A 25,099-nucleotide genomic window follows, 5' to 3' on the forward strand; every position below is an offset into this window, starting at 1 on the left:
ATCGCGTCGGCGCAATGCCGCCGCGAAAGCATCTGCCACTATCTTCGCGCCAATTCCGACACATTCCGACAACTGCTTGATGATAAAACTTCTACCTATTCGATTTGTCCGAGTTGGCGCATTGCTGGCCCTTGCGGCGGACTTCCTGCCCGGGGCAGCCACGGCGCAACCCATCGTAACCAGCTTAACGCCCGCCCGCAATGCGCAGGCCGCGGCCAGCACCAACGTAACGGCTGGGCTCTCGCAAGCCCTGGATGCCCGCTCTACCCGCGCCCTGCGGGTTTTTAGTGCCCAAACGGGCGGCAAGAAAGCCGGCGTGGCCAGCCTGAACGGCAATTCGTTGGTTTTCAACCCGACAATCGACTTCAAAGCCGGCGAAACCGTGTGGGCCACGCTGGATACGGCGGCCCGCACCGCTGGGCGGGTGCCGCTGGCAGCCCCGCAGGTGTGGCAGTTCACTGCTGCTTCGGGGGGCACGGGCGTCTTCAGCGGCGGCACGGTGACCACGGTGTCGGGCAACGCGGCGCTGGTGATGGGCGACGTGGACGGCGACGGCGACCTGGACCTGCTCACCGGCGACCTGAACAGGTACACCGCGCACGTGGGCATCAGCCTCAACGACGGCACCGGCACGTTTGAGCCCGCGGCGGACCTGCCCTCGACCTCCACGGTCGCATCAACTGCCCTGGGCGACCTCGACGGCGACGGCGACCTGGATTTAGTGACGAGTGGCATGGACCGCGCCACCAACTCCAGGTCGATGTATTCGGTGTATTTAAACAACGGCAACGGCAGTTTTGCCGCCCCGGTGGCCCAATACGGAGGCCAAGCGGGGGCCGCCATCACTCTGGTCGACCTGGACGGCGACAGTGATTTGGACCTCGTGCACGGAACGCAAGCCATGCTAAACGACGGCCGGGGCACCTTTGCCGGCGCGCTACTAAACTCGCCGGCCATCTCGGTGATGGCCGCGGGCGACGTGGACAACGACGGCGACGTGGACATTCTGGGCATCACCAACACAACTTCTCTGAGCGTGCGGCTCAACAACGGGCGGGGCACATTCACCAGCGGCAGCAGCAGCCCGTACGCCGGCCCAGGCCCCTGGAAGATGAGAACAGCCGATGTCGACGGTGATGGCGACTTGGACGTGGTCACGTCCAACCTGTCGCTTAGTGGCAACTATTCCATCACCATCCTGCTGAACAACGGCAGCGGGGGCTTCGGCAACCTGCGCACGCTGCCGGGCGGAGCAGATTTTGTGCTCTCCAACCTCGACGCCGACGGCGACATCGACCTGCTGGTGCTCAACCGCGCCACGATGGTGGCCGAAACCTGGCGCAACGACGGGTTGGGTGTTTTCAGCAAAACCGCCGACACGGCCCTGGGCACGTTGGCGCCCGAGCTGCTGGCCGCCGCTGACGTGGACGACGACGGCGACGTCGATTTAATTGCGGGCAGTGGCGACGTGTACGTGCTGCGCAACGGCGGCAACGCGCCGGCGCCCTACGCCGTGACGGTGGTAGCCCCCGCCGCCAACCGTCCCGCCGCCCGCAACGCCGCTGTTTCGGTTACTTTTTCGACGGCCATGGGCGGGGCGGTTGCTTCGGGGGGCGCCGTGCGGGCGTTTAGCGCGCAGGCCGGGGGGCGCAAGGCCGGCACGGCGGCGGCCACGGCCAGCACCCTGGCGTTTGCGCCGGCCACGCCTTTCAAGCCGGGCGAGGTGGTGGACGCCACGGTTTCGAAAACGGCGCGCAGCGCGGCGGGCCTGCCGCTGGCCCAGCCCTACGTGTGGCAGTTCACGGCGGCGGTGAGTGGCGGCACCGGCCGCTTCAACAGCGGGCCGGTGCTGTCGGCGGGTCTGGGCGGGGTCGAGCCCGTCTACTCGACGCTGGCCGACATCGACGGCGACCAGGACCTGGACCTCGTCACTTCCTACTCGTCGTCGCCTAATGTGCCGGTGGGCGTGCGGCTCAACAACGGGACCGGCGGGTTTGGGGCATCGGCGCCGCTGCTGGGCACCCTGGTTTGTGGCGATTTTTTCAACATGGCCGACGTCGACAACGACGGCGACCTGGATTTCGTGGGCTTCACCGTGAACGGCGCTACGACGGCGCTGACATCCAATTTTGTGTGGCTCAACAACGGCCAGGGCCAATTCACTGCCCTCAGCACCCTGCCCCACCCCGTTTCTTCCTCCTTCCGAAACCACGGAGCGCTGGGCGACATCGACGGCGACGGCGACCTGGACATGGTGGATGGGTACGTCCGCTTCAACGACGGCCGGGGCAACTTCTACGGGGCCGCCTATGTGCCCAACTTCGCAAACGCTTTTCAGCACGCGCTGGCCGACCTGGACGGGGACGGCGACCTGGACTGGGTCATTTATTATAACTCGATTAACTTCGGCACCACCTGGTATCGCAACGACGGTACGGGCACGTTTTCCAACGAAACCGTGCTGAATCCGCGCGGGCGGAACGACGCCATCTTTGCCCGGGATTTGGACGGCGACGGGGATGTGGACCTGCTGGAGTCCGAACGCAACCGGGGCATTCACGCCTTGTTCAACAACGGCCAGGGCGTGTTCAGCAGCGGGCCATTCTACGTGACAACGGCGGGCGACTTTGCAACCTCGGCCGTGGGCGATGTGGACGGCGACGGCGACCTGGACGTCATCCAACAAAACCTGTTGGCGCGGGAACTGCTGCTCAACGATGGCCAGGGCGGCTTCAGCCCCGGGGCTGCCCTCCCCAGCGGCAACGGCTCCCTAATTCGGGGCAGCCAGCCGGCCATGGGCGACGTGGACGGCGACGGCGACCTGGATTTCATCGATACCGGCCTCAGTGCCACCCTATGGACGGTGCAGTTCAATGCCAATGCCACCGCCAGCCGGGGGCCGCAGGCCGAGCCGACGTTCCAGGCCTGGCCCAACCCCGTGCCCCGGGGCGCGGCCATCCAAATCAAAATTCCGCAGGCGGCCACGGCGGTGCTCACCGTGCGCACGCTGCTGGGCCAAACGGTAAGTACTCAGACTCTCAGTGGTGCAGATGCCCGTCTGGATACCGGCGCCCTGGCCCCGGGAGTTTACGCCCTGACGTTGCAGCGGCCCAATCTGCTTCCCAGCACACAGCGCATCACCATCGAATAGCCTTCCATCGAAGCACTGCCCGGGGCTCCGACAGCCCGGCAAAGCATCCCCCGTTGGGCGGAGGCTTGCGCTTCGATGAAGGGGCTTGCGGTTTCTGCGGCGGCGTCGGCAGCGGGCCGCGTCGGCAGTGGAGCCGCCTGCCCCATTCACCACGGGCAGGTGGCCGGGGCGGGGAAATATTCTTCGCTGAAATACTGGCCGGTGGGGCCGTCCGGGCCCAGCAGGGCGTATTTCACGATGCGGGCGCCGGCCTCGGCGGGCGTGCTGGTGCCCTGGTGGTCCGTGAAGTCGGTTTGGGTGTAGCCCGGGCACACGGCGTTTACTTTGAACGGGGTGCCGCGCAGCTCGTGCGCCAGGTTGAGGGTGTACATGTTCAGGGCCGCTTTGGAGGCTTGGTACACGGGGACCCGAAAGGCGAAATTTGAGTTGTCGAGGTCGGCGTAGAGCGAGAGCGAGGCCATGGCGGTGCTCACGTTCACGATGCGCGGTTGCGGTGCCGGCTGCAGCAAGTCGAGGAAAGCCTGCGTGACGCCGGCCACGCCAAACACATTGGTTTCGAACACGGCCCGAAACTGCTCCGGCGTGGCCTGCAAAGCCCCTTGCGGCTGCCCGCCCGAAATGCCGGCGTTGTTCACCAGCACGTCCAGCACCGGGGTTTTGGCCCCCACCGCCGCCCGGGCGGCCTGGATGGATTTGGGGTTGGTGACGTCCAGCTGCACCGCTTCGACAGCAGTGAGGCCGGCGGCCCGAAGCTGCTGCGCCGCCGCCTCGCCGCTGGCCAGGCTACGGCTGCCGAGGTACACGTAAAAACCCTGTTGGGCGAGTTGTTTGGCCACTTCCAGGCCAATGCCTTTGTTTGCGCCGGTTACCAATGCTGACTTCATGGGGGTTGCTTGAAAAGAAGAAAAATGAACCGCGGAAACCGTTTCCCCGGCGGCGGCCGGGGGCATGCTCCGGCCAGCAAGGCATCTTGCGGATGCCTGCATAAGGTGTTCTTGGAAAGATGGGAGGGCCCACCCGGGTCCGTTTGCCGAGGTGAGGGCGCGGGCGGGTGGCTTCGTCAGCCGGCGGCTGGCGGGTGGGCGCCGCCCGGGGCGGGCAGGAACGTGGGCGGGTAGCCGAACTGCTTTTTGAACGCGTGGGAGAAATGCGCGAGGTTTTCGAAGCCCACCTCCAGGTACAATTCCACAGGCTTGCGGCTTTTTTCGGCCAGCTGGTAGTGGGCCAGCGCCAGGCGCTTCTGCGTGAGCCAACGCTGGGGGCTCAGCTGGAAGGCTTTTTTGAAGTCGCGCTTGAAGGTGGTGAGGCTGCGGCCGGTGAGGCGGCTGAACGTGGCCAGGGGCAGGTTGAAGCGGTAGTTGGCTTCCATAAACGCCACCAGGTTCAGCTTGCCGGGCTCGGCGAAGTCGGCCAGCACGCCGTCGCTATGCGGGTCGAGGGTGCGCAGCACTTCCAGCACCTCGGTGGTTTTGAGGGCCAGCAGGGCTTCCGGCAGGCGGTGCTCCAGCTCCAGGTAGGGCAGCAGCGAGGCGAAGAGGCTCTGCAGCAGCGGGTGCTGGGCAAACACCAGCAGGCCGGTGGTGGCCCGCTGGGCGGGCGCGGGCGCGTGCCCGGCGTAGTAGGCCCGCACCTGGGCGGTGGGCAGCGTCAGCACCACGGCCTGGTAGGGGGCGCCGGCTTGCGGGTACTTGATGAGGGTGGCGGGCTGGTTGCGGGGCAGCAGCACCGTGTCGCCGGCGCCGCAGTGATGGGTGCGGTCGGCCAGCACCACGCGCAGCTCGCCGGCCCGCACGTGCACCAGCACGTGGTCGTGGTAGGTTTTCTCGCCCCCGTAGCGCTGGTCGCCGCGGCACACGGCCAGCAGGTTGGCGTAGGGATTGATTTGCTTCGAGGTCATGGCGGGTGGTGGCTACATGCTCGCCAGGCAGCGCCGCTTCGACGGAGACAGCTGCTTGACAACACAAAATTAGGTGGCACCGCACCGCAGCACTTTGCCCAAAAGGCCGAAGTTGCTTTGCTCTGCGGACCAGAACCCCGGGCAACGAAAAGCCCCCTCCGTTTTTACTGAAGCTTGGGGGCGTAATGCACCGATGAAGTACTAGAAACTTCTAATTGGACAGAACTTTTCGAACGCGGATTGGCAGACAACTTTCTTACACTCGACCCGCTGACCGAGGTTCGTCACAGTGCCACATGGCATTGGTCAGCACCTCAGCTTAGTAGCCCGGATAATGCCGCGCTGTGCACGTTGAAAGAGAATTGCTTGTCCTCCCTAGCTGCCTTGGCCACGGTCTCCGTCCGGCTCTCCCAGCGCCGGGCGGTTGTAGCTTTGAAACGGGTGCGCCAGCGAACTGATGCTCCGGAAGAGCCTTTCCTTTATTGGTTTCGGCTGTTCTGGTCGTGTACCTTCAACATTTGTAGCCAGACCGCCGAACTTCCCGCCGTAGTGATGCCGCTGCCCGACCTGCTACCTGTTTTCAATGCTCAGCCCGGCGCCACCCTGTTGCTGTCGCCGGACTGGGTGATTGTGGGCGCCAGCGACGACTACCTAGCCGCCACCCTGACCCAGCGGGACGCCATCGTGGGCCAATACATTTTCGACGCCTTTCCCGACAACCCGCTCGCGCCCGAGGCCAACGCCGTGGCCAACGTGCGCGCCTCCCTGGCCCGGGTGATGGCCACGCGCCAGCCCCACGACATGGCCCCGCAGCACTACGACGTGCCCGACCGCGCACAGCCCGGCCGGTTTGTGGAGCGCCACTGGCTGCCGCGCCACACGCCCGTGCTCGACGCGGCCGGCCAGGTGCAATTCATCATTCAATCGGTGCAGGACATCACCGCCAGCCGCGTGGCCGCGCGGCAGCTGCGCGAAAGCCAGGCCAGTGAGCAGGCGGCCCGCGCCGAGGCCGAGCACCACCGCCTCGAGCTCCGGCATTTCCTGGAAGTGGCCCCCGTGGCCGTGGCGATATACCACGGGCCCCACCACCGCGTGGAGCTGGCCAACGCCACCACCCTGGCCATCTGGGGGCGCCCGCGGGAGGCGGTGCTGCACCGGCCCGTGTTTGAAGTGATGCCTGAAGCCGCCACGCCCGACGTGCTGGCCATCTTCGAGCGCGTGTTCACCACGGGCACCTCCCTCACGGCCAACGAGCAGCCCACCATCATTCACCGGCACGGCCGGCAGGAAGTGGTGTACTGGAACATGGTATTTGAGCCCCAACGCGGGCCCGACGGGCAGGTGAGCGGCATTTTCACCGTGGGCACCGAAGTGACCGAGCAGGTGCGCGCCCGCCAGCAAGTGGAGCAGCTCAACCTAGCGCTCGAAACCCGCGTGCAGGAGCGCACGGCTGCGATGCAGGAAAGCGAAGCCCGCTTCCGGACCATGGCCGACGCCGCCCCCAACCAGGTGTGGGCCGTGCACCCGGACGGGTCCATCCGCTACACCAACCGAGCCTTTCTCGACTTTGTGGGGCTGGAAACCGGCGAGCAATACGCGGCCACCGGCTGGACTCCCTACCTGCACCCCGACGAGCGGGAGCTGGCCCAGGCCACCCTGGTACAGGCCATTGCGCAGCGCCAGCCCTACGTGCTGGAGCACCGCATGCGCCGCCACGACGGGCAATACCGCTGGCTGCTGGCCCAGGGGGCACCCAGCTACCTGCCCGGCGGCGAGCTGTACGGCTACGTGGGCTCGGCCATCGACATCACCGAGCTTAAGCAAGCCAACGAGCAGCTGCGGCGCACCAACGCCGACCTCGACAACTTCATTTACACCGCCTCGCACGACTTGCGGGCCCCCATCAGCAACATCGAGGGCCTGCTCTACCTGCTGCGCCACGAGCTGCCGCCGGACCTGGTGGCCGCGCACGATACCATTGGCCCCACCCTCGCCCGCATGCTCGATTCGGTGGAACGCTTCAAGCGCACCATCGACCACCTCACCGATGTATCCAAGCTGCAGAAGGAGCACGCTCCGGCCATCAGCGCCGTGGACCTGGCCGCCGTGGTGGAAAGCGTGTGCCTCGACCTGGCCCCGCTGCTGCGCGAAACCAACGCCGAGCTCGGCGTGCACCTCGACGGCTTGCCGGCCATTGCGTTTTCGGAAAAAAACCTGCGCTCGGTGGTGTACAACCTGCTCAGCAACGCGCTCAAGTACCGCCACCCCGACCGCCGTCCCCACGTGGACGTGCGCGGCCACCGGCGCAGCGGTTTCACGGTACTCGAAGTGCACGACAACGGCCTGGGCATTGCGCCCCACCAAGTGCCCAAGCTGTTCACCATGTTCCAGCGCTTCCACGACCACGTGGAGGGCTCGGGCGTGGGCCTCTACATGGTGAAGCGCATGGTGGAAAACGCCGGCGGCCGCATCGAAGTGCACTCGCAGCTTGGGGCCGGCACCACCTTCTTCGTGCACCTGCCCCACGCCGACAGCGGCCAACCGTAAGGGATGTTTAGGGGCGGGTAGGCGTGCGCTCGCCAGACAATTTCTCCCGCAACTTGGAGCAAAGCACAGCTACGGCAGTGGCTGGCGCGGCTTTGTGTTTGCTGCGGTAGGGTTATTTGCGGCGGAAGTGGTTCGGAAATTCGTCTTTGGGCCGAGCTTCCTGAACTTTGATAAACAGGCGAGTTTCTTAAACTTGGGGCTACATGTTCAGTTCTGTTTCTGACTTATGTGAAATCAGCCGGCTTTTCGGATTAGTAGTTTACTAGATAGAGCCAGAATGCATTCACTCAAGTAACCCCTAGCACTATGCCTGCAACGAACTCCGAGCAACCCATTGCTGACGCCATTGGAAAGATGGTGCTGCTCCCTGATTACAACAGCGTAGAAGCGGCACTCCGAAGGGAAGTCCGAGAGCTTGATGCGGCGTATGCGTTACGAACCCTAGAAGAAGACATAAAGGGACCATTTGTTAAGTACGGCTATTTGGACTTGACGTTTCAGCACCGACAAACTCCGCATTTGCTGAAGGTTTTTTGTGAAGCAACGACTGTTGGCTACTTCAACCCCGTTTTCAAAAAGGAAAAAGCGTACGACCAGGACGAGATGTACGCCTACTATGCGAAGTACATTCGGGCGATTGATGAGCTCTTCCCTGCGGAGGTTAAAATCGTCGACTGCTGCCTCACCACAGACGAGGACGTATGGTTGGATAAACACTTCTACATCTAAAGTCAATTGCCTTAAGCACAGACGCTCGATTACTCCAGAGACCTTCACCTTAAGTGAATACACTTCACCTAAATGGTGGCATCGATAGTTCATGAGCCATTTACCACCCAAAAAAGCCCCGCCCACGACCGGATGCGGCTTCCGGTTTCTACAACGTGACATGCTACTTCGCGGCTGCGTCGCCCGCGCTGCCCCCACCGCCGTGGATGCTGGGCCGGTGTAGCCCTTTCTGCCACCGGGAGGACCCGGCCTACAGCCCCAGCTGCTGCGAGTGTAGCAGCGCGTCGCGGCTGTGCTCGAAGTAGCAGGTGGCCACACCGGCGGCTTGCAGCTGCGCCAGGGCAGCTTCGGCGGCGGGGCGGCCCCGGGGGTGCACCTGCCGCAGGTACACCACCCGGATGCGGCCGGGGTAGCGCTGGGCCACCGCCGCGTAGATGCCAGGGTCCTGCTGCGAGTCGTCGCCGAGCAGGCCGAACTGCTGGCCCGGGCAGGCATCGAGGATGCGCACGATGCGGTCGAGCTTGGTGAGGTGCTTGTTCTGGCCCGATTGCAGCAGCTGCCACAGCCGCTTGAGCTGGCTGAGCTGCAGCACGCCTTTGGGCAGGTGCTGAAAATCGATGAACTCGGCGATGAAGTTGTAGAGGTTCCACTCGCTGCTCGACACGTAGAAAAAGGCGTTGGGCTGCGCGGGGCCGGGCGCCTGGGCCTGGGCCAGCCACTGGTAGTGGGCCGCCACGTCGGCAAAGGCGGCGCGGGTGCGGGCGTTGCGGCTCAGCAGCACCCACAGCCGCTGCCAGCGGGTGGCCGAATGCGACACCAGCAAGGTGTCGTCGATGTCGGAAATGAAGGAGTACGGCGTTTCGTAGGGCACCAACGCCTCGGCCGTGGCCTGGGCCAGCGCCTGGCCGGTGGCGGCGTCGAGGAGGTCGGCTTCGGCGGGGTGCCAGCCCGGGGGCAGCGGGGCGGGCAGTTCCAGCTCGACGCGAAAGAAGCCGTCGGCGTCGGTGCGGGCCCCGGCCGTTTGGCCGGCCAGGCGTACTTGCACGGGCACGTCGGCCCAGGGGCGCACCGCAAACAAGCGCACCAGCCCCCAGGCATTGGCCCAGAGCTGGGTGCCGTAGCGGGTGCGCGGCAGCGGGCTTTGCTGCAGGGCGTGGCCTTCGAGCACCACCCGGGTGGGGCTGCCGAAGCCCCGGTAGAGCCGGAGCGCAGGCTGGCGGGTGAGGCGTAGCCAGGTTAGGAATTTGTTGCGAATGCTCATGAAAAGGGGCGCGCGGGTGGCCGGGCGGGGCCGAAATGCGTTACGGCCCTGTACCGTTCACTGTTCCACTCATGCCCGATTCCGCTTCAGCCCTGCGCTTCCTCTTCGTGGTTAACCCCGGCTCGGGCAGCACCGACAAAACCGACTGGGACACCACCATCCGCGACTACTTTGCCCCCCTGCCCCACACGGCCGACGTATTCCGCCTCAGCGGCCACGACGACGGCGCCGCCCTGCGCGCCGAAGCCGACCGCCGCCACCCCGACCGCCTGGTGGCCGTGGGCGGCGACGGCACCGTGAAGCTGGTGGCCGAGGTGGCCATGGCCCTCAACCTGCCCCTGGCCCTGTTGCCTGCCGGCTCGGCCAACGGCATGGCCAAGGAGTTGGACATCCCCCTTGACCCCGCCGAGGCCCTGCACATTGCCGTGCACGGCCCCGAAAAAGCCGTGGACGTGCTCTACCTCAACGGCAACGACCTATGCCTGCACCTGAGCGACATCGGCCTGAATGCCCAACTGGTGCGCCACGCCCAAACCAACAACTGGCGCGGCCTGCTGGGTTATGCGCGGGCGGCGTTCTGGTCGCTGCTCCACCGCCGGCTGATGCGGGTGCGCGTGCAGTGCGACGACGAGCAAGTAGAGCGCACGGCCTTCATGGTGGTGCTGGCCAATGCCCGCGTGTACGGCACCGGCGCTGCCATCAACCCCGACGGCGACCTCACCGACGGCCAATTTGAAGTGGTGGTGCTGCGCCGCCTGGTGGGCCGCGAGCTGCTGAAAATGTTCTGGCGCTTTCGCCCCTTCGACCCCACAGCCGTCGAAATCTTTAGCACCACGTCGGTTAGCCTCGACCTCACGCGCCCCGTGGCCTTGCAGGTCGACGGCGAATACCGGGGCCGCACCGCCCACGTCGACGCCGCCATTCGGCCCGGCGCCCTGCGGGTGGTGGTGCCGCCCGCGCCGGAAGCTGTCCCGGAACGCCCGGTGAAGGAATAAGCCCTTCGAAACCTGCCGCAACAAAAAGCCCCGCAGTGTCTGGCGGGGCTTAAGCTCATTACTTATTCGTCGATTGCGGGCGGCATCAAAAAATACCCACAGCCATCCTGGCCAATGGCCAGAAGCATGACTTTGACGAGAATTTCCCGAATGTATTCCTGATTAGCCAGCTGTGCTTTGCTGTAGAAGGTTTCCAATTGCGGACGGCTGGCGGCCAGGTTTTTCCGAATCAGTCCTTCCACTAGTACATCTTGCTGATTTACCGTGCGCTTGCTGATGGCCGACTCCTTGTCGGCATCTGCCAATCCCTTACACACTTTAGTAGCGACTGGCAGCAGCACCAACCTTTCGGCCGCGCCTGTATCCAAAAGCCGGGCAGCCAGAAACTGCTTCATCTGTTCCGTTTGGGCAAACTGGGAAAAAAGGGTAGCTGAATTTGGGCACTTGCGCCACAGCGACGCCTGGACGTCCTGAGCCACCCGTTTCACCGCTTCCTCGTGCTTTATGCCGGCCTTATCGGAGGTGTCCAGTAAGGCGTGATAGGCAGCACTGTTCTGATTTACCGCTGCGGCATACAGCTGTCGGGCATATTGAGTAGCCTCAGCACCAGTTCTTTTCTGGTCGGAGCTTGAGCCACGGCCAGGAAGCGAAGCACACATGCTTTGCATCAGCTTGCGCACCAGATGGGCGTGTCCCGACACCGTATCGACCGGCGCAACGGGCAAAGGCGCGGCATTCGCAACGCCCGGCAGCGTGCACCCGCACAATAGCCCAAGGAATAATAGCTGTTTCATCCCCGAAAAGTAAGGCGGCCTTGCTGGTTTAGCTGTGGTTGAAATTGCAGTTCGTCTTGACGGTTGCTTGATAGGGTGCCGTTGCGGCGCTGCATCGTGGTAGCGAAGTGAGATTGGGGCTGCCGTCCACCAGGGCCTTGAGCTAGCTGGCGCGCTTCTGCTCGAAGCTGGCGGCGCGTCCTCTTTCAGCGGGCTTTGCCACAAACGAACCGGGGCTGCGGGTGAGATTCCCGCTAGAACGATACCCCCCGGAACGCCTGCGCCACCCGCCGGCGTTATCCTTTTGCAACTACTTATCTCCTGCCCTCGTGTCTTTATTCTCGTTTTCCTTGCTTTCTAAGTCCTGTTTCCTGCCCTTAGTCGCGGCCCTGCTCGCTACGCCGGCCTGCAAATCCACCGCCGCCGAACCTGCTGCCCCTACCGAAGCCGAGGCCAACGCCGCCGTGCTCACCGGCAGCACGCTCATTGGTGAATACAGCGCCGCCACCCTGGCCGGCCGCGTGCAGGGCGTGCCGCTGGCCGGCTCGCTGGTGCGCTACCCCATCAAGGTGTACCGCCTCACCTACCGCACCCGTACCCCAGAAGGCGCCGAAACCACCGCCTCCGGCGCGGTGCTGGTGCCCGTGGCCGGCGCCGCGCCGCTGCCGGTGCTCAGCTACCAGCACGGCACCATTGCGCCCAGCAGCGAGGGCCAGGCCCCGTCGCACTATGCCGCGGGCTCCGATGTGTGGTCGGTGGTGTCGGTGGTGGCGTCCACGGGCTTCGTGGTATCGGCCCCCGACTACCTGGGCTACGGCGCCTCCAAGGCCCTGCCCCACCCCTACGAGCACGCCGCCTCCCTGGCCTCCGCCTCGGCCGACATGCTGCGGGCCACCCGCGAGTTCTGCGAAAAGCAGAAGGTGAGTGTGAACCAGAAAAACTACCTGCTCGGCTACTCCGAGGGCGGCTACGCCACTATGGCCCTGCACCGGCTGCTCGAAGAAAAGTACGCCACCACCCTGCCCGTGGCGGCCAGCGCGCCCGGCGCCGGGGCCTACCACAAGTCGGCCTTCGCCCGCTACATCCTGGGCGCCACCCAGCCGCTCAATTTTCTGAGCTCTTACGTATGGGTGCTGCGCACTTACGACCGGCTCTACACCCTGAACCGCCCCTTCGCCTTTTACTACCAAGAGCCCTACGCCACGCAGTTGCAAGCTAACCCCTTTGCCTCTGTGCCCAGCCAGCAAAGCCAGCTCTTCGCGGGTCCGTTCCGCCAGGCCGTCCTCAATAACTCGGACCCTGGCCTGAAGGCCGCCCTGGCCGACAACGACCTCTACGACTGGAAGCCCCGCGCGCCCCTGGCCCTCTTCCACGGCACCGCCGACGATTACGTGCCCTTCTTCAACTCGCAGGACGCCTATGACGCCATGCAGCGCCGCGGCGCCACCCAGGTCGAGCTGCACCCCATCCCCGGCGGCAACCACTTCTCTTCGGCTGTACAATACACACTGGGGGCATACCTGTTCATCAGCCAGCACTAAAAACCTCACCCCGGTCCCTCTCCCGTGGAGAGAGGACACCAAGGCTTTTCGTCAGGAGCAAGACCGGTGCCCCCTCTCCCTTCGGAGAGGGGGTCAGGGGGTGAGGCCCCACGCCAGAACTACCGGCTGACCACTTCCTCCAGCCGCAGCCGTTTCTCAATGGCTTCCGTGGCTTTTTCCAGAATATTGAAGGCATTCTTCGCCATCGTATTCCCGTTATCTAGCGTGGGGTTGATTTCGACCATCTCAAAGCACACCACCCGCTCGTTTTCCAGCAGGTCTTGGCAAAGGTTTTCGGCTTCGGAGAGGTAGAGGCCGTCTTCCACGGGCGTGCCCGTGCCGATGCTGAAGCTCGAATCGAGACTATCTACGTCGAAGGAAATGTAGACCAAATCGCAGAAGCGCAGGTGCTCGTAAATCTCGCGGGTGAGGCGGCGCGAACCCTTGGCCTTGATTTCGGGCAGCCGAATCCACTTGATGCCCAGCTCTTCGATGAGGTTATCCTCCTCCTCCTCGGTGTCGCGCACCACCACGTACACCAGGTGCTCGGGCTTGAGCTTGGGGCCGGGCTCGGCCAGGTTTTGGAGGCGGCGCCAGAAGAACTCGGTTTCCGGGTCGGGAATGTTGCGCTGGTGCTTGAGATTGTCGACGCCCAGCGAGGCGGCCAGGGGCATGCCGTGCACGTTGCCGCTGGGTGTGGTATAGGGCGAGTGGATGTCGGCGTGGGCGTCAATCCAGATGACACCCAGCGTTTTGGCCGGATAGGCAGCCTTGATGCCGGCAATGGTGGCGTTGGCCGAGCTGTGGTCGCCGGCCAGCACCAGCGGAAACTCGCCGAAGCGCAGCGTCTGCTCCACGGCGTTGGCAATGCCCTTTTGCACGGTATAGATGCTGTCGATGTGCTTGGCGTAGGGGAAGTGGTTTTTCTCGAACAGCACGTGGTTCAAATCGGGCAGCACCACGGAATTGAACCGGCGGAAATAATCGGAGCCTTTGTTGAGGCAGGCTACGCGCAGGGCGTCGATGCCCATGCTGGAGCCGCGGGTGCCGGCCCCGAGTTCGGAGCGGACTTCTAGAAGTTTGATGCGTTTCATCGGAGGGTGGGAATTTGGGATAGCAGGATAGCGGCATCGTTCCAAGGGGTCATTTAACATTTGTCATCTAACATTTATCAGTCGTTCAATCTGCGCCATTAGGCCCGTTGAACAGCTGTTAAATGTTAGATGACAAATGTTAAATGAAACACTTCGAGCGCTGCCTTGCGGCAGAAGCATCTGCCGTAGCCAAGTCGCTAATATTCCATCGTCACGATGCGGAGCCAGGTAACGGAAGAACAACATTCGGTTCCCGGCCGTTAATCTGACCCCGGCGGTACTTTTGTACTGCCCGCCGCAAAGGTCGGGCTTTTTCGCCGTTTTCAAAACCCGAATGGATACCTATCACGACCTCATTTCCCAGACCTTCGATTTTCCCACGGCCGACTTTACCGTGCAGGACCACGAGCTACAGTTCCACGGCATCGACCTGATGGGGCTCGTGGAAAAATACGGCACCCCGCTGCGCCTCACCTATTTACCCAAAATCAGCTCCCAGATTCAGCGGGCCAAAAAGTGGTTTGCCGAGGGCATCGAGAAGACCGGCTACACAGGCTCCTATTCCTACGCCTACTGCACCAAGTCATCGCACTTCCGCTTCGTGCTGGAAGAGGCCCTAAAAAACGACATCCACCTCGAAACCTCGTCGTGGTTCGACATCAGCATCATTCGCAACCTGCACGCACAGGGCAAGGTCGACAAGCAGAAGCACATCATCTGCAACGGCTTCAAGCCCGAAGCCTACAAGAAGGAAATCGCCGACCTCATCAACGACGGGTTTGTGAACTGCATGCCCATCATCGATTCGCCCAACGAAATCGAGTACTACCACGACAACGTGCGCGAGAAGGTGAACCTGGGCATGCGCCTGGCCTCCGATGAGGAGCCGCGCTTCCAGTTTTACACCTCGCGCCTGGGCGTGCGCTACGCCGACGTGATTCCGCTCTACGAGCAGCGCATCAAGGACGACCCGCGCTTCACGCTCACCATGCTGCACTACTTCATCAACACCGGCATCAAGGACACGTCCTATTACTGGTCGGAGCTGAGCCGCTTTGTGCACAAGTACTGCGAGCTGCGCAAGGTGTGCCCCACCCTCACCACCATCGACATCGGCGGCGGCTTCCCCATCCAAACCAGCATTCAGCCCGAGTACGACTACCCCTATATGGTGGCCGAAATTCTGCGCACCATCCAGCGCATCTGCAAAGAGGAAGGCGTGCCCGAACCCAACATTTTCACCGAGTTCGGCATCTTCACGGTGGGCGAAAGCGGCGCCATCATCTACAGCATTCTCGACGAGAAGCTGCAGAACGATAAGGAATTGTGGTACATGATTGACGGCTCATTCATTACCAACCTGCCCGACACCTGGGCCCTGAACCAGCGCTTCATCATGCTGGCCGTGAACGGCTGGAACAAGAGCTACAAGAAGCTGCAGCTCGGCGGCCTCACCTGCGACTCGCAGGACTACTACAACGCCGAGAAGCACATCTACCAGGTGTTCCTGCCCGAGCGCAAGCCCACCGACGCGCAGCCACTCTACGTGGGCTTCTTCCACACCGGCGCCTACCAGGAGAGCCTCAGCGGCTACGGCGGCATCAAGCACTGCCTCATTCCGGCTCCGCAGCACGTCATCCTCGACCGCGCCGCCGACGGCACGCTCACCGATACCGTTTTTGCGCCTCAGCAGGAAGCCGGCAGCATGATGCGCATCCTCGGGTACGAATAATTCAATTTCGGCGTTAGCGGGTTGTGTCGAAATATTAGGCTGGCTGCTTATCTTTGAAGCCTAGCCTCGTCATCCCTCACCCGTTTTCTATAAATTATGAAAAAGTTCGTATTGCTCGCCGCCGGTGCTGCCGCCCTCACCCTCGGCGCCTGCAACCGCCAGAAGTGCCCCGCCTACAGCAGCACCAAGGAAGCTAACCGCGTTTCCTCGCCCATCACGGCCAGCGCTGCTACGCCGGCTTCGCGCCTGTAGGCTTATCGGTTTTGAAACAAAAAAGGCCGGCTTCCCGCGTGGGAGGCCGGCCTTTTTTTATGGCTTCTTAATTCGGTAGCGTTCGGCGAGTCCTTCTTCGTCGGTGCTATCCCTGTCTCCTCCAAACACGGAAACCTCTGTGTACGCTGGAAATTGTCGGTAGACAGTTACGACTCGTGTACCGGATTCTTTGACCAAGGAGTCGTTGGCTTGCAAATACTTTTGTCCGGCATAGGGCAGACGTATCAACTCATTATCACCGGTTGAAAGTATGACGCGAGGAAATCCACGCGAATATGATGGGATAGTATCGACACGCCCCGCTAAGCGACGTGCGATGTAAGCGTCGACGATACGGGCACTCCTGCTATCCGAGGTGAAATGGAAAAATATCTGCCCAAGGATAACGCACGCCATCAAAAACAAGGCATTTTTATTCTTGGCTACCCAAGCAACTATGGATTCCTTTGTCATAATTCGCCTAAGATAACAGCCGTCGCCGCCCGCAAATCGGCCACGTGCGGCGCGAAACCGGCTCCCTCTTCCCCCACCAAAATGCCCCGCACGCCCACGGCGGCGCCGGCTTCCATATCGCGCAGCCGGTCGCCCACCAGCCAGCACTGGGCGGGGTCGAGGTGGAAGCGGGCAATGGCTTTTTCCAGCATGCCGGAGTTGGGCTTGCGCAGGATGGACTCGCTCACGCTGGGGTGGGCATCGGCGAAATAGAGGGCGTTGAGGATGCCACCGCAGGCACTTTGCAGCTTGGCGTGGCAGGTGTGCACGTCGGCGGCGGTGTAGAGCTGTTTGGCGATGCCGGCCTGGTTGGTGACGACGATGAGCAGATAGCCGGCGGCTTTGAGGCGGGCCAGGCTTTCGGGCACGCCGGGGAGGATGTGGAAGTTTTCGGGCTGCCAGACGTAAGTGCCCATTTCCTGGTTCAGCACACCGTCACGGTCGAGAAAAATGGCTTTGTTCTTTGTTGTCATCATCGCAACAAAGCTACGAGCGACCTTTGCACGCTCATTGGCGCAACGACTCTATGAAAATCGGCATCATCGGCGGCGGCATCAGCGGCCTCACCCTGGCGTGGTACCTGCAAAAAGCCGGCGTGCCCTACGACCTGTTCGAGGCCGACGCCCGGCCCGGCGGCAACCTGCACAGCCTGCCCACGCCGGAAGGCTACCTGCTCGAAGTCGGGCCCAACTCCTTGCAGCTTAGCCCTGAGCTGCAAGAGTTGCTGGCCGACCTTGACCTGACCGGCCAGATTCAGGACGCAGCGGCTGTGAGCCAGCAACGCTACGTGCTGCGCGACGGGCGCTACCAGGTGCTGCCTAGTTCGCCCCCCACGCTGCTCACCAACGGCTTTTTCAGCCTGAAAGCCAAGTGGCAGCTACTAAAGGAATTTCGCAAGCCCGCCGCGCCCATCGACGCCCAGGAAACGGTAGCGCACTTTTTCCGCCGCCGCTTCGGCCTTGAAATCGTGGACTATGCCGTCAATCCCTTTATGGCCGGCATCTATGCCGGCGACCCTGAGCAGCTGCTCATCCACAAAACCTTTCCGCAGCTGCCGGCCATGGAGCAGCAGTACGGCTCGGTGCTGCGCGGTTTCGCCAAATCGAGCAAAGGGGCCGGGCGACGGCGCATCATCACGCTGCAAAAAGGCATCCAGACCATTACCGATACACTGGCGGCCGAACTCACCAACTACCAGCCGGCTACGGCCGTCACGGCCATTTCGCGGGCTACGGATGGCACTTACCAGCTGGAATTGAAAGGACCGCAGGGCCTGGAGGCGGCGCCCGGCTACTCGCACCTGGCCCTGGCGCTGCCCACCTACGCGGTGGCGCCGCTGCTGGAAGCGCTGTTTCCGCAGGCCGCGGCGGCGCTGGCGGCCGTGCACTACCCGCCCATGAGCGCCGTGTACTCGGCCTACGACTGCACCGCCGTAGCGCACCCGCTCAACGGCTTCGGGGCGCTGAACCCCAAGGTGGAGGGCACCTATGCGGCCGGCTCTATCTGGACCAGCAGCATCTACCCCAACCGGGTGCCCGCGGGGCAGGTGCTCTTCACCACCTTCGTGGGCGGGGCGCAGTACGAAGACGCTGGCCGCCAGCCCGAAGAAGCCCAAAAAGCCGCCGTGCACGCCGAGCTGAGCAAGCTCTACGGCATTACGGGCGCGCCACGCTGGCAGTACCGCTACAGCTGGCCGCGCAGCATCCCGCAGTTCGACGCGCGCATCGTGGGCGCCCACGCGGCAGCCGACGCCCTGGCTAAGGAGAACATCGTGGCCGTGGCCAACTGGCGCGCGGGCGTGGGCGTGCCCGATTGCGTGCGCTACGCCCGCACGCAAGCGGAGGCGCTTGCCGCGCATTAACGGAAGCGAGAATGCAGCTTCGGGCGCCGAAACCCTATCTTTGGGGCAAGATTACACTCCATGAGCGAAGGCCTCGTCCTAATTCCAACGTACAACGAACGCGAAAATGCGGAGCTGATTATCCGCAAGGTGATGTCGTTGCCGCGGGCCTTTAATGTACTGATTATCGACGACGGCTCGCCCGATGGCACGGCCGCCGTGGTGCGCGGCCTGCAAGCCGAGTTTCCGGAGCGGCTTTTCCTGGAAGAGCGCGCCGGCAAGCAGGGCCTCGGCACGGCCTACATCCACGGCTTTCGGTGGGCGCTGGCGCGGGGCTACGAGTACATCTTCGAGATGGACGCGGACTTTTCGCACAACCCCGAAGACCTGCTGCGTTTGCACGACGCCTGCGCCGAGCAGGGCTACGACCTGGCCATCGGCTCGCGCTACATCGAGGGCGTGAACGTGGTGAACTGGCCCATGTCGCGGGTGCTGATGTCGTATTTCGCCTCGTGGTACGTGCGCCTCATCACGGGCATGCCCATCCGCGACGCCACGGCGGGCTTCAAGTGCTACACCGCGCGGGTGCTGCGCGCTATTGAGCTGGAGAAGATTCACTTCGTGGGCTACGCCTTCCAGATTGAGATGAAGTGGCTGGCCTACCAGCTGGGCTTCCGCATCAAGGAAGTGCCCATCATCTTCACCGACCGCACGCGCGGCACCTCCAAGATGTCGAAGGGCATTTTCCAGGAAGCCCTGTTTGGCGTGCTCCAGATGAAGGTGAGCAGCTGGGTGCACCCGTTGAAGCCGGTAGGGCGGGAATAGGTGTTAGGTATTAGGTGTTGGGTGTTAGGTATTCGTAGCCCTAACACCCAACACCTAATACCTAACACCTAAAACCCAGTGCCAAACACCTATCTTGGCCCAACGCATGGAAAACACTCCCTTGTTCTGGCTGGTCTTTGTGGCTTTCGTGGTGGGGCTGCTGCTGCTCGATTTGCTGGTTTTCAACCGTAAGTCCCACGAAATCAAGCTGCGCGAGGCACTGGGCTGGAGCGCTTTTTGGGTAGTGCTGTCGCTGGGGTTCAATGGGCTGGTGTACCGCACCATGGGCCACCAGGCGGGCCTGCAGTGGCTGACGGGCTACCTCGTGGAAAAGGCCCTGAGCGTGGACAACCTGTTTGTTTTCCTGCTCATTTTCAACTACTTCAAAGTACCCGGGCAATACCAGCACCGCATCCTGTTCTGGGGCGTGCTGGGCGCGCTCATTCTGCGGGCCGTTTTCATCCTGATTGGCGGGGCGCTGCTGGCCAAGTTCCACTTCCTGCTTTACCTGCTGGGCGCTTTTCTGGTATACACGGGCATCAAGATGGGGTTCAGCGGCAGCGAGCCCGACATCGACCCCGAGAACAATCCCGTGGTGCGCTTTCTGAGCCGCCACCTGCCCATCACGCGGCAGCTGGATGGCGGCAAGTTCTTCATCAAAAAAGACGGGCTGCGCTTCGCCACGCCGCTTTTTGTGGTGCTGGTGATGGTAGAAACCACCGACGTGGTGTTTGCGGCCGACTCCATTCCGGCCATTCTGGCCATCACCCGCGACACGTTTGTGGTGTTCACCTCCAACGTGTTTGCCCTGCTGGGGCTGCGGGCCATGTACTTCGCCCTGGCCAGCATGATGCGCCTGTTTCACTACCTGCACTACGGCCTGGCGCTGATTCTCGTGTTCATCGGGGCCAAGATTCTGTTCGAGTACCTGTACCCAATTCCCATGCCCTGGGCGCTGGGCGTGGTGGGCGGGCTGCTGGTGCTGAGCGTGGTGGCTTCGCTGATTTGGCCTAAAAGAGACGCCTAAGGCCGCTGGGGCGGTTTTCGGGCGCAATTATTGCTGCCCGCCCACACAACCTTTGCCGCGTCTTATTCATCATGCGCTTATGAAAATACTTCGACTCCTTGGTGTGGCTTTGCTGCTGACAGCCGACTTCTGCCGTCCGGCGGCCGCCCAAACGCTCGACCCCACCTTCGCCTCGCCCCTGTCGCTCTACACCACCGGGCAAGTGTATTACCTAGGGCCCCAACAGGCCGATGGCAAGCGCGTGGTGGGCGGCAGCTTCACCCGGGTAAACGGCGGCACCACGGGCATCAATTTTGTGCGGCTGGACGACGCGGGCGTGGTGGATGCTGCTTTTTCGCAAAATGCGGGAACGGTGAGCGGCGCCTCGCAGGTGCTGGGCCTGCCCAACGGCCAGTATCTGCTGGTCGGTGGCGGCACCATCTTCGCCGGCGTCACCTCGCGCACGGGAATGTTGCGCCTCAATGCCAACGGCAGCCCCGATGCCTCGTTCAGCGTGGGCACCGGCAGCGGCGGGGGCTACAGCCAGGCGTTTGCGGTGCAGTCCGACGGGAAAATTCTGGTGGCGGGTTCTTTCACGCAATACAATGGCACGCCCGCGGCCGGCGTGGTGCGGCTGAACTCCAACGGCAGCGTAGACCCCACTTTCAACGTGGGCACCGGGCTCGCCTTGGGCTCGGCCCTTCCGTCGGCGTTGGCCGTGCAGCCCGACGGCAAGATTTTGCTGGGCGGCGAGTTTGCCACCTTCAACGGCCAGCCCGCCGCCGGGCTGGTGCGCCTGAACGCCAACGGCAGCGTGGACGCGTCGTTTGCGTCGGCGCTGCTGGCCACTTCTTGGGTGGAAGGCGTGGTGCTGCAGCCCGACGGCAAGCTGTTGCTGAACGGCTATCTGGACCTGCCCGGCGGCACCATCCAATCGGCCGGCCTGGTCCGCCTGCTGCCCGATGGCACGCTCGACGTGAACTTTGTCACGTCGCTTTTCGAAGGGGGTGACATTTCGACCAATACCAGCGACCCGGCCGTGCTGTTGCAGCCCGACGGCAAAATCGTTGTGGGCGGCTCCTTCACCGGGGCCGTAGGCAACCACGTGGCCCGGCTCAACACGAACGGGACGGTGGATGTAACCTTCCAGGTGGGCGCGGGGCCCAACATCACGCCGTCCACGCTGGGTTTGCAAGCCAACGGCACCGTGCTGGTAGGCGGCGGCTTTGGCGCGTTCAACGACGTGGAGCAACCGCTGGTGCGCCTCTCGGCCACCGGTGCGCTCGACCCCACGTTTGCGCCGCGGCTGCAAAACACGGGCAGCGCCTCGGCCCTGGCGCTGCAGTCCGACGGCAAGGTGCTGCTCGGCGGCGACTTCACCGAGCTCAACGGCCAGCCCGTGCACCGCCTGGTCCGGCTCTTGCCCAGCGGCGCGCTGGACGCTGGCTTTTCGACCGCCACCGGTGTGCTGCCCAACTCCGTGACCTGCCTGGCCCTGCAGCCCAACGGCAAAGTGGTGGTGGGCACCGACCAGAGCGTGCTGCGCTTCGAAGCGAGCGGCAGTCCCGATGCCGGCTTCACCCCCTTTGTGAACGGGCCCGGCTACTCGGTTTTTGGCATTACAAGCCTTGCTCTGCAAGCCGATGGCCGCGTGCTGGTGGCCGGCAACATGAACGGCACGGCCAACGGCACCCCCGTTACCGGCCTGGCGCGCCTGACCACCACCGGGGCAGTAGACCCCAGCTTCGTGCGCACCGCCAACGACCCGGTGCTGGGCACCCTGGCCGCCGGCGATGCCGTGCTGGTGCAGGCCGATGGCCGCATTGTGCTGGCGGGACGGTTTCGGACAGCGGCCCAGGCCTCCTTGTTCCGGGTGGTACGTTATGAAAGCACCGGCGCCCTCGATGCCTCGTTCAACAACACGGCCCCCTACTTCTTTAATAACACCCCTGGCCGTGTGTTTACCCTGGCGCAGCAGCCCGATGGCAAGCTGCTGGTGGGCGGCAATTTCAACCAGGTAGACGGGGTGCAGCGCTACAACGTAGCCCGCCTGACCACCGCTGGCGCCGTAGACCCCGGCTTCACGACTCCGGTTTCCATATCGGGCACGGTGCGTACGCTTGCCCTGCAGCCCAACGGCCGGGTGCTGCTGGGCGGCAACTTCAACCACTTCACTACGCCCACCCACGGCAACCTCACGCGCCTGCTCGACAACGGCCAGCCCGACGCCAGCTTCGGCGCCACGGCTAACCCCAGCAACCAGGTGCGGGCCCTCGCGGTGCAGCCCAACGGGGCCATTCTGTTGGCCGGCACCTTCCTGAACGTGGGCGGGCAGCCCCGGGCGGGCGTGGCCCGCATCACGGCGCCCAACGTGCTGCGCGTGGCGGCCCCGGCGGCTGTGGCGGCCCGCACGGCGGTGTGGCCGGTGCCGGCCCACGGCCAACTGCACGTGGCCCCCGATTTCAGCGCCCAACCCCAACACCTCGACCTGCTGGATGCTACCGGCCGGGCCGTGCGCACTCGTGCCGTGGTTGGCAGCGGCGAGCAAACCCTGGACCTCGACGCCCTGCCCGCGGGCCTATACCTGCTGCAGGTGCGCTACGCGGCCGGCACCGTCACGCGGCGCGTGGAGCTGCAGTAGTTGGGTTTCAGATTCATTCAATAAAAAAAGGCAGCACCGCGCGGTGCTGCCTTTTTTTATTGTGCGGCTACCCGCCGCTTATTTCGGCGCCTTGGGGTCGGCTACGTTGGAATTGACACCGGCGTCGGGGGCGGCGCCGGTGTTGAGCAGGTCAATCAGGTTGAGGGGCTCAAACTGGCTGGAGTCGGCCGCCACGGTGGTGCGGGTGGTGTCGGGGCGCGGCGAGAAGTGCATGTACTGCCGGGCCGGGCCGTTGAGGGAAAGGCCGTAGGGCAGGTTCTCGCGGTCGTTGCTGGTGATAAGGCCGCGCGTGGCCATGATGTCGGCAATAAGCCGAAAGAAATAACGCGTGCTGCGGCGCAGGTCGCCGTAGGCGTCGAAAGAGTAGCGAGCATACTTGGGCTTGGGGATGATGCTGGCCAGGTAGAGGCTTTCAGGAAGGTTTAGCTCATCGGGGCGCTTGCCGTAGTAGAACAGGGCCGCGTCTTTCACGCCGTACACGCCGCGCTTGCCGCTGGGCCAGCGGTACTTGCTCGGGCCCCACTCGATGATGTTGAGGTATACCTCCAGCATGCGCTGCTTGCTGGCCAACCGGGTGTTTTCGATGAGCCACACCATAAGGGCTTCCTCTATTTTGCGGGCCACGGTTTTCTGGCGGGTCAAAAACACGTTTTTCACCAGTTGCATCGAAATGGTGCTGCCGCCCCGGGCAAAGCGCTTCTCCTTGATGTTCTGGATGGCCGACTTCACAAACGCCTTTTCCATGAAGCCGCGGTGCGTGAAAAAGCGCGGGTCCTCGGCCGTGGTGATGGCGTGGATGAGGAAGGGCGACACCTCGTTGTAGGGTACGAAATCGGGGTTGGGCGGGCCCACGGCGAAGGTGCGCACCGAGTCGCCCTTGTCGTTGTACACCGTCTGGAGGAAGGGCGTATTCAGCTTGTTGAGGTTCTCCTCACCGAAGCTGGTGAGCCGGAAGTTTTTGCCTTTCAGCCCCGAATCAAACTTCAGGCTGTCGACGTTGGCCATGTCGAGGTCGGCGCTGAGGTGGTAGGTGAGCGTGCCGGTGCCCTGCGTGCCGCGCACCTCGTCGAAGATGCCGGTGGGCAGCGAGGCGAAGAAGTCGTTGGCCTGCGTTTCGGCCGACGTCACGTTGATGCGCACGGCCCGGCTGGGCTTCATGCGCACGCTGATTTCGGGGTAGAGCACGATTTTGTTCACCGTCACCTGACTGCCTTTTTCCAGCGCCGCGGTGCCCCGGCCCAGGGTGGCCACAAAATCCAGGGCCCCGCGCTTCACTTCAATCTCGTTGGCGGCCAGCTTGGGGTGGTAGAGGCTGAAGCCACGGGCGGCCAAGGAGCCGCGCACCGTGAGCTTGCCGCCGGTATTGTCGTCGTCAAAATCCTTGCTGTCCAGCTTCACCAGCACCGTGTCGAAACTCACCAGCGCCCCGAAGCGGCGCGGCACGTAGGGCAGCTGCACCGAGCCGCCCACCCCAAACACCCGCGCCGTGAGGGCGTAGTCGCCGGGCTCGATGTGGCCGCTGATGCCCAGCTCATTAGCCACCGAATCGAGCGTGGCCGTGAGGCGCCCGTTAATGTTGCCGTCCTCAATTTTCAGTTCCGGCATGCGCAGCAGCGCCGTGTGGCGCGGGCTGACGTAGTCCACGGTAAAGTTCTGGAAGGTGGCCTCGCCGGGCACGTTGTCGAACACCGTTTCGAGGGCCTGGTTCAGCAGCAGGCCGTAGTTGGTGCCCTTGGTGGTGTCGCGCGGCACGGCGCTGGTTTTCTGCTTTTTAATCAGAAAGCCGTAGTTGTCGCTGTCGGCCGTTTTGTGGGGCGTGAGGCGGGCCGTGATGATTTGCAGGTCGCTGAACACCGGGCGGCCCGCAAAGAGCGAGCGCACGCTTAGGCTGGCCTGCAGGCGGCGGGCGGTGAGCAGCGTGTCGGTGGGCGCGGCCTTGGGCACGATGCTCAGCCCACCAATCTCCACGGTTTTGAAGCCCGCAAACCGGGCCGGGCCCAAGGTGAGCACTACCGGGTATTTGCGCTCGACTTTGGCTTTGACCTCCTTCAGGGCGTAGTCCAGCAGCTGCTGGCGCTTCCACTGAAACACGGCGAAAGCCACGAGCAGCACAGCCGCCAGGCCGCCCAGGATGCCAATAAGAAATCGTTTGGTGGAAGGGGTAATGCGCACGGAATTCAATAAGGTGGGCGGCTTAGCCAGCGCCAAAGGTAAGGAAAACGAGGGCGTAGCCGGAATACGGCTATCTGGACAGAACGGCCAACTCCCCTCCTTAAATAAG

19 protein-coding genes are annotated in these 25,099 nt (G+C 63.4%); 11 read left to right on the top strand and 8 right to left on the bottom strand.

Annotated elements, in window-relative coordinates:
• Positions 1–79 precede the first annotated feature (79 nt).
• Positions 80–3,151 carry an FG-GAP-like repeat-containing protein gene (locus MTP16_RS21855; RefSeq protein WP_243513920.1) on the top strand — a complete coding sequence of 1,024 codons (3,072 nt, stop codon included), beginning with the start codon at positions 80–82 and terminating at the stop codon, positions 3,149–3,151.
• A 146-nt stretch (positions 3,152–3,297) separates the two neighbouring features.
• Here the strand turns inward: MTP16_RS21855 and MTP16_RS21860 are convergent, their stop codons facing one another.
• Together MTP16_RS21860 and MTP16_RS21865 are read right to left on the bottom strand one after the other, a co-directional pair.
• Positions 3,298–4,035, bottom strand: a complete 738-nt coding sequence (locus MTP16_RS21860; RefSeq protein ID WP_243513922.1) for an SDR family oxidoreductase — start codon at positions 4,033–4,035, stop codon at positions 3,298–3,300.
• A gap of 176 nt (positions 4,036–4,211) precedes the next feature.
• Positions 4,212–5,048: a helix-turn-helix domain-containing protein gene (locus MTP16_RS21865; protein ID WP_243513924.1), complete on the bottom strand. Its 837-nt coding sequence runs from the start codon at positions 5,046–5,048 to the stop codon at positions 4,212–4,214.
• Between the two features lie 552 nt (positions 5,049–5,600).
• Here MTP16_RS21865 and MTP16_RS21870 point away from each other — a divergent pair.
• Together MTP16_RS21870 and MTP16_RS21875 are read left to right on the top strand one after the other, a co-directional pair.
• Positions 5,601–7,595: a PAS domain-containing sensor histidine kinase gene (locus MTP16_RS21870; protein WP_243520108.1), complete on the top strand. Its 1,995-nt coding sequence runs from the start codon at positions 5,601–5,603 to the stop codon at positions 7,593–7,595.
• Between the two features lie 306 nt (positions 7,596–7,901).
• Positions 7,902–8,324 carry a hypothetical protein gene (locus MTP16_RS21875; protein ID WP_243513925.1) on the top strand — a complete coding sequence of 141 codons (423 nt, stop codon included), beginning with the start codon at positions 7,902–7,904 and terminating at the stop codon, positions 8,322–8,324.
• Between the two features lie 250 nt (positions 8,325–8,574).
• On the opposite strand, the gene MTP16_RS21880 is transcribed toward MTP16_RS21875, so the two are convergent.
• Positions 8,575–9,585 (bottom strand): App1 family protein, encoded by a 1,011-nt coding sequence (locus tag MTP16_RS21880; RefSeq protein WP_243513930.1) that lies wholly within the window; start codon positions 9,583–9,585, stop codon positions 8,575–8,577.
• A gap of 71 nt (positions 9,586–9,656) precedes the next feature.
• Between MTP16_RS21880 and MTP16_RS21885 the strand changes: the two genes are divergently transcribed.
• Positions 9,657–10,580 (top strand): diacylglycerol/lipid kinase family protein, encoded by a 924-nt coding sequence (locus tag MTP16_RS21885; protein WP_243513932.1) that lies wholly within the window; start codon positions 9,657–9,659, stop codon positions 10,578–10,580.
• Between the two features lie 62 nt (positions 10,581–10,642).
• Here MTP16_RS21885 and MTP16_RS21890 read toward each other — a convergent pair whose 3' ends face one another.
• Positions 10,643–11,374, bottom strand: a complete 732-nt coding sequence (locus MTP16_RS21890; RefSeq protein WP_243513934.1) for a hypothetical protein — start codon at positions 11,372–11,374, stop codon at positions 10,643–10,645.
• Positions 11,375–11,703: 329 nt separating this feature from the next.
• Between MTP16_RS21890 and MTP16_RS21895 the strand changes: the two genes are divergently transcribed.
• Entirely contained in the window at positions 11,704–12,894 is a 1,191-nt protein-coding gene (locus tag MTP16_RS21895) for an alpha/beta hydrolase family protein (protein ID WP_243513936.1), read from the top strand.
• Between the two features lie 119 nt (positions 12,895–13,013).
• Here MTP16_RS21895 and MTP16_RS21900 read toward each other — a convergent pair whose 3' ends face one another.
• Complete coding sequence (locus tag MTP16_RS21900; RefSeq protein WP_243513940.1) at positions 13,014–13,988, bottom strand: arginase; 975 nt, start codon at positions 13,986–13,988, stop codon at positions 13,014–13,016.
• Between the two features lie 334 nt (positions 13,989–14,322).
• On the opposite strand from MTP16_RS21900, the gene MTP16_RS21905 reads away from it, so the two are divergent.
• Together MTP16_RS21905 and MTP16_RS21910 are read left to right on the top strand one after the other, a co-directional pair.
• A complete protein-coding gene (locus MTP16_RS21905) occupies positions 14,323–15,720 on the top strand; it encodes a type III PLP-dependent enzyme domain-containing protein (protein WP_243513941.1) in 1,398 nt (465 codons plus the stop codon).
• 96 nt (positions 15,721–15,816) lie between these two features.
• Positions 15,817–15,972, top strand: a complete 156-nt coding sequence (locus MTP16_RS21910) for a hypothetical protein (RefSeq protein ID WP_243513942.1) — start codon at positions 15,817–15,819, stop codon at positions 15,970–15,972.
• Positions 15,973–16,029: 57 nt separating this feature from the next.
• On the opposite strand, the gene MTP16_RS21915 is transcribed toward MTP16_RS21910, so the two are convergent.
• Together MTP16_RS21915 and MTP16_RS21920 are read right to left on the bottom strand one after the other, a co-directional pair.
• Positions 16,030–16,446, bottom strand: a complete 417-nt coding sequence (locus tag MTP16_RS21915) for a hypothetical protein (protein WP_243513944.1) — start codon at positions 16,444–16,446, stop codon at positions 16,030–16,032.
• The gene (locus MTP16_RS21920; RefSeq protein WP_243513949.1) at positions 16,443–16,961 is read right to left on the bottom strand and encodes a D-glycero-alpha-D-manno-heptose-1,7-bisphosphate 7-phosphatase; all 519 of its coding nucleotides are present in this window, start codon (positions 16,959–16,961) and stop codon (positions 16,443–16,445) included. The genes MTP16_RS21915 and MTP16_RS21920 overlap by 4 nt, the downstream gene beginning before the upstream one ends.
• Before the next feature lie 50 nt (positions 16,962–17,011).
• Here MTP16_RS21920 and hemG point away from each other — a divergent pair, with 50 nt between their 5' ends.
• The 4 genes from hemG (at position 17,012) to MTP16_RS21940 (ending at position 22,797) form a co-directional block, all read left to right on the top strand.
• Positions 17,012–18,346: a protoporphyrinogen oxidase gene (gene hemG, locus MTP16_RS21925; protein WP_243513952.1), complete on the top strand. Its 1,335-nt coding sequence runs from the start codon at positions 17,012–17,014 to the stop codon at positions 18,344–18,346.
• A gap of 60 nt (positions 18,347–18,406) precedes the next feature.
• Positions 18,407–19,150: a polyprenol monophosphomannose synthase gene (locus MTP16_RS21930; protein ID WP_243513954.1), complete on the top strand. Its 744-nt coding sequence runs from the start codon at positions 18,407–18,409 to the stop codon at positions 19,148–19,150.
• A gap of 106 nt (positions 19,151–19,256) precedes the next feature.
• Complete coding sequence (locus MTP16_RS21935; protein ID WP_243513956.1) at positions 19,257–20,177, top strand: TerC family protein; 921 nt, start codon at positions 19,257–19,259, stop codon at positions 20,175–20,177.
• A 79-nt stretch (positions 20,178–20,256) separates the two neighbouring features.
• Positions 20,257–22,797, top strand: coding sequence for a T9SS type A sorting domain-containing protein (locus tag MTP16_RS21940; RefSeq protein ID WP_243513959.1), 2,541 nt, complete (start codon positions 20,257–20,259; stop codon positions 22,795–22,797).
• A 78-nt stretch (positions 22,798–22,875) separates the two neighbouring features.
• Here MTP16_RS21940 and MTP16_RS21945 read toward each other — a convergent pair whose 3' ends face one another.
• Positions 22,876–24,990, bottom strand: coding sequence for a transglycosylase domain-containing protein (locus MTP16_RS21945; RefSeq protein ID WP_243513964.1), 2,115 nt, complete (start codon positions 24,988–24,990; stop codon positions 22,876–22,878).
• Positions 24,991–25,099: the final 109 nt, after the last annotated feature.

The organism is Hymenobacter monticola (genome assembly GCF_022811645.1).
Lineage (GTDB): Bacteria > Bacteroidota > Bacteroidia > Cytophagales > Hymenobacteraceae > Hymenobacter > Hymenobacter monticola.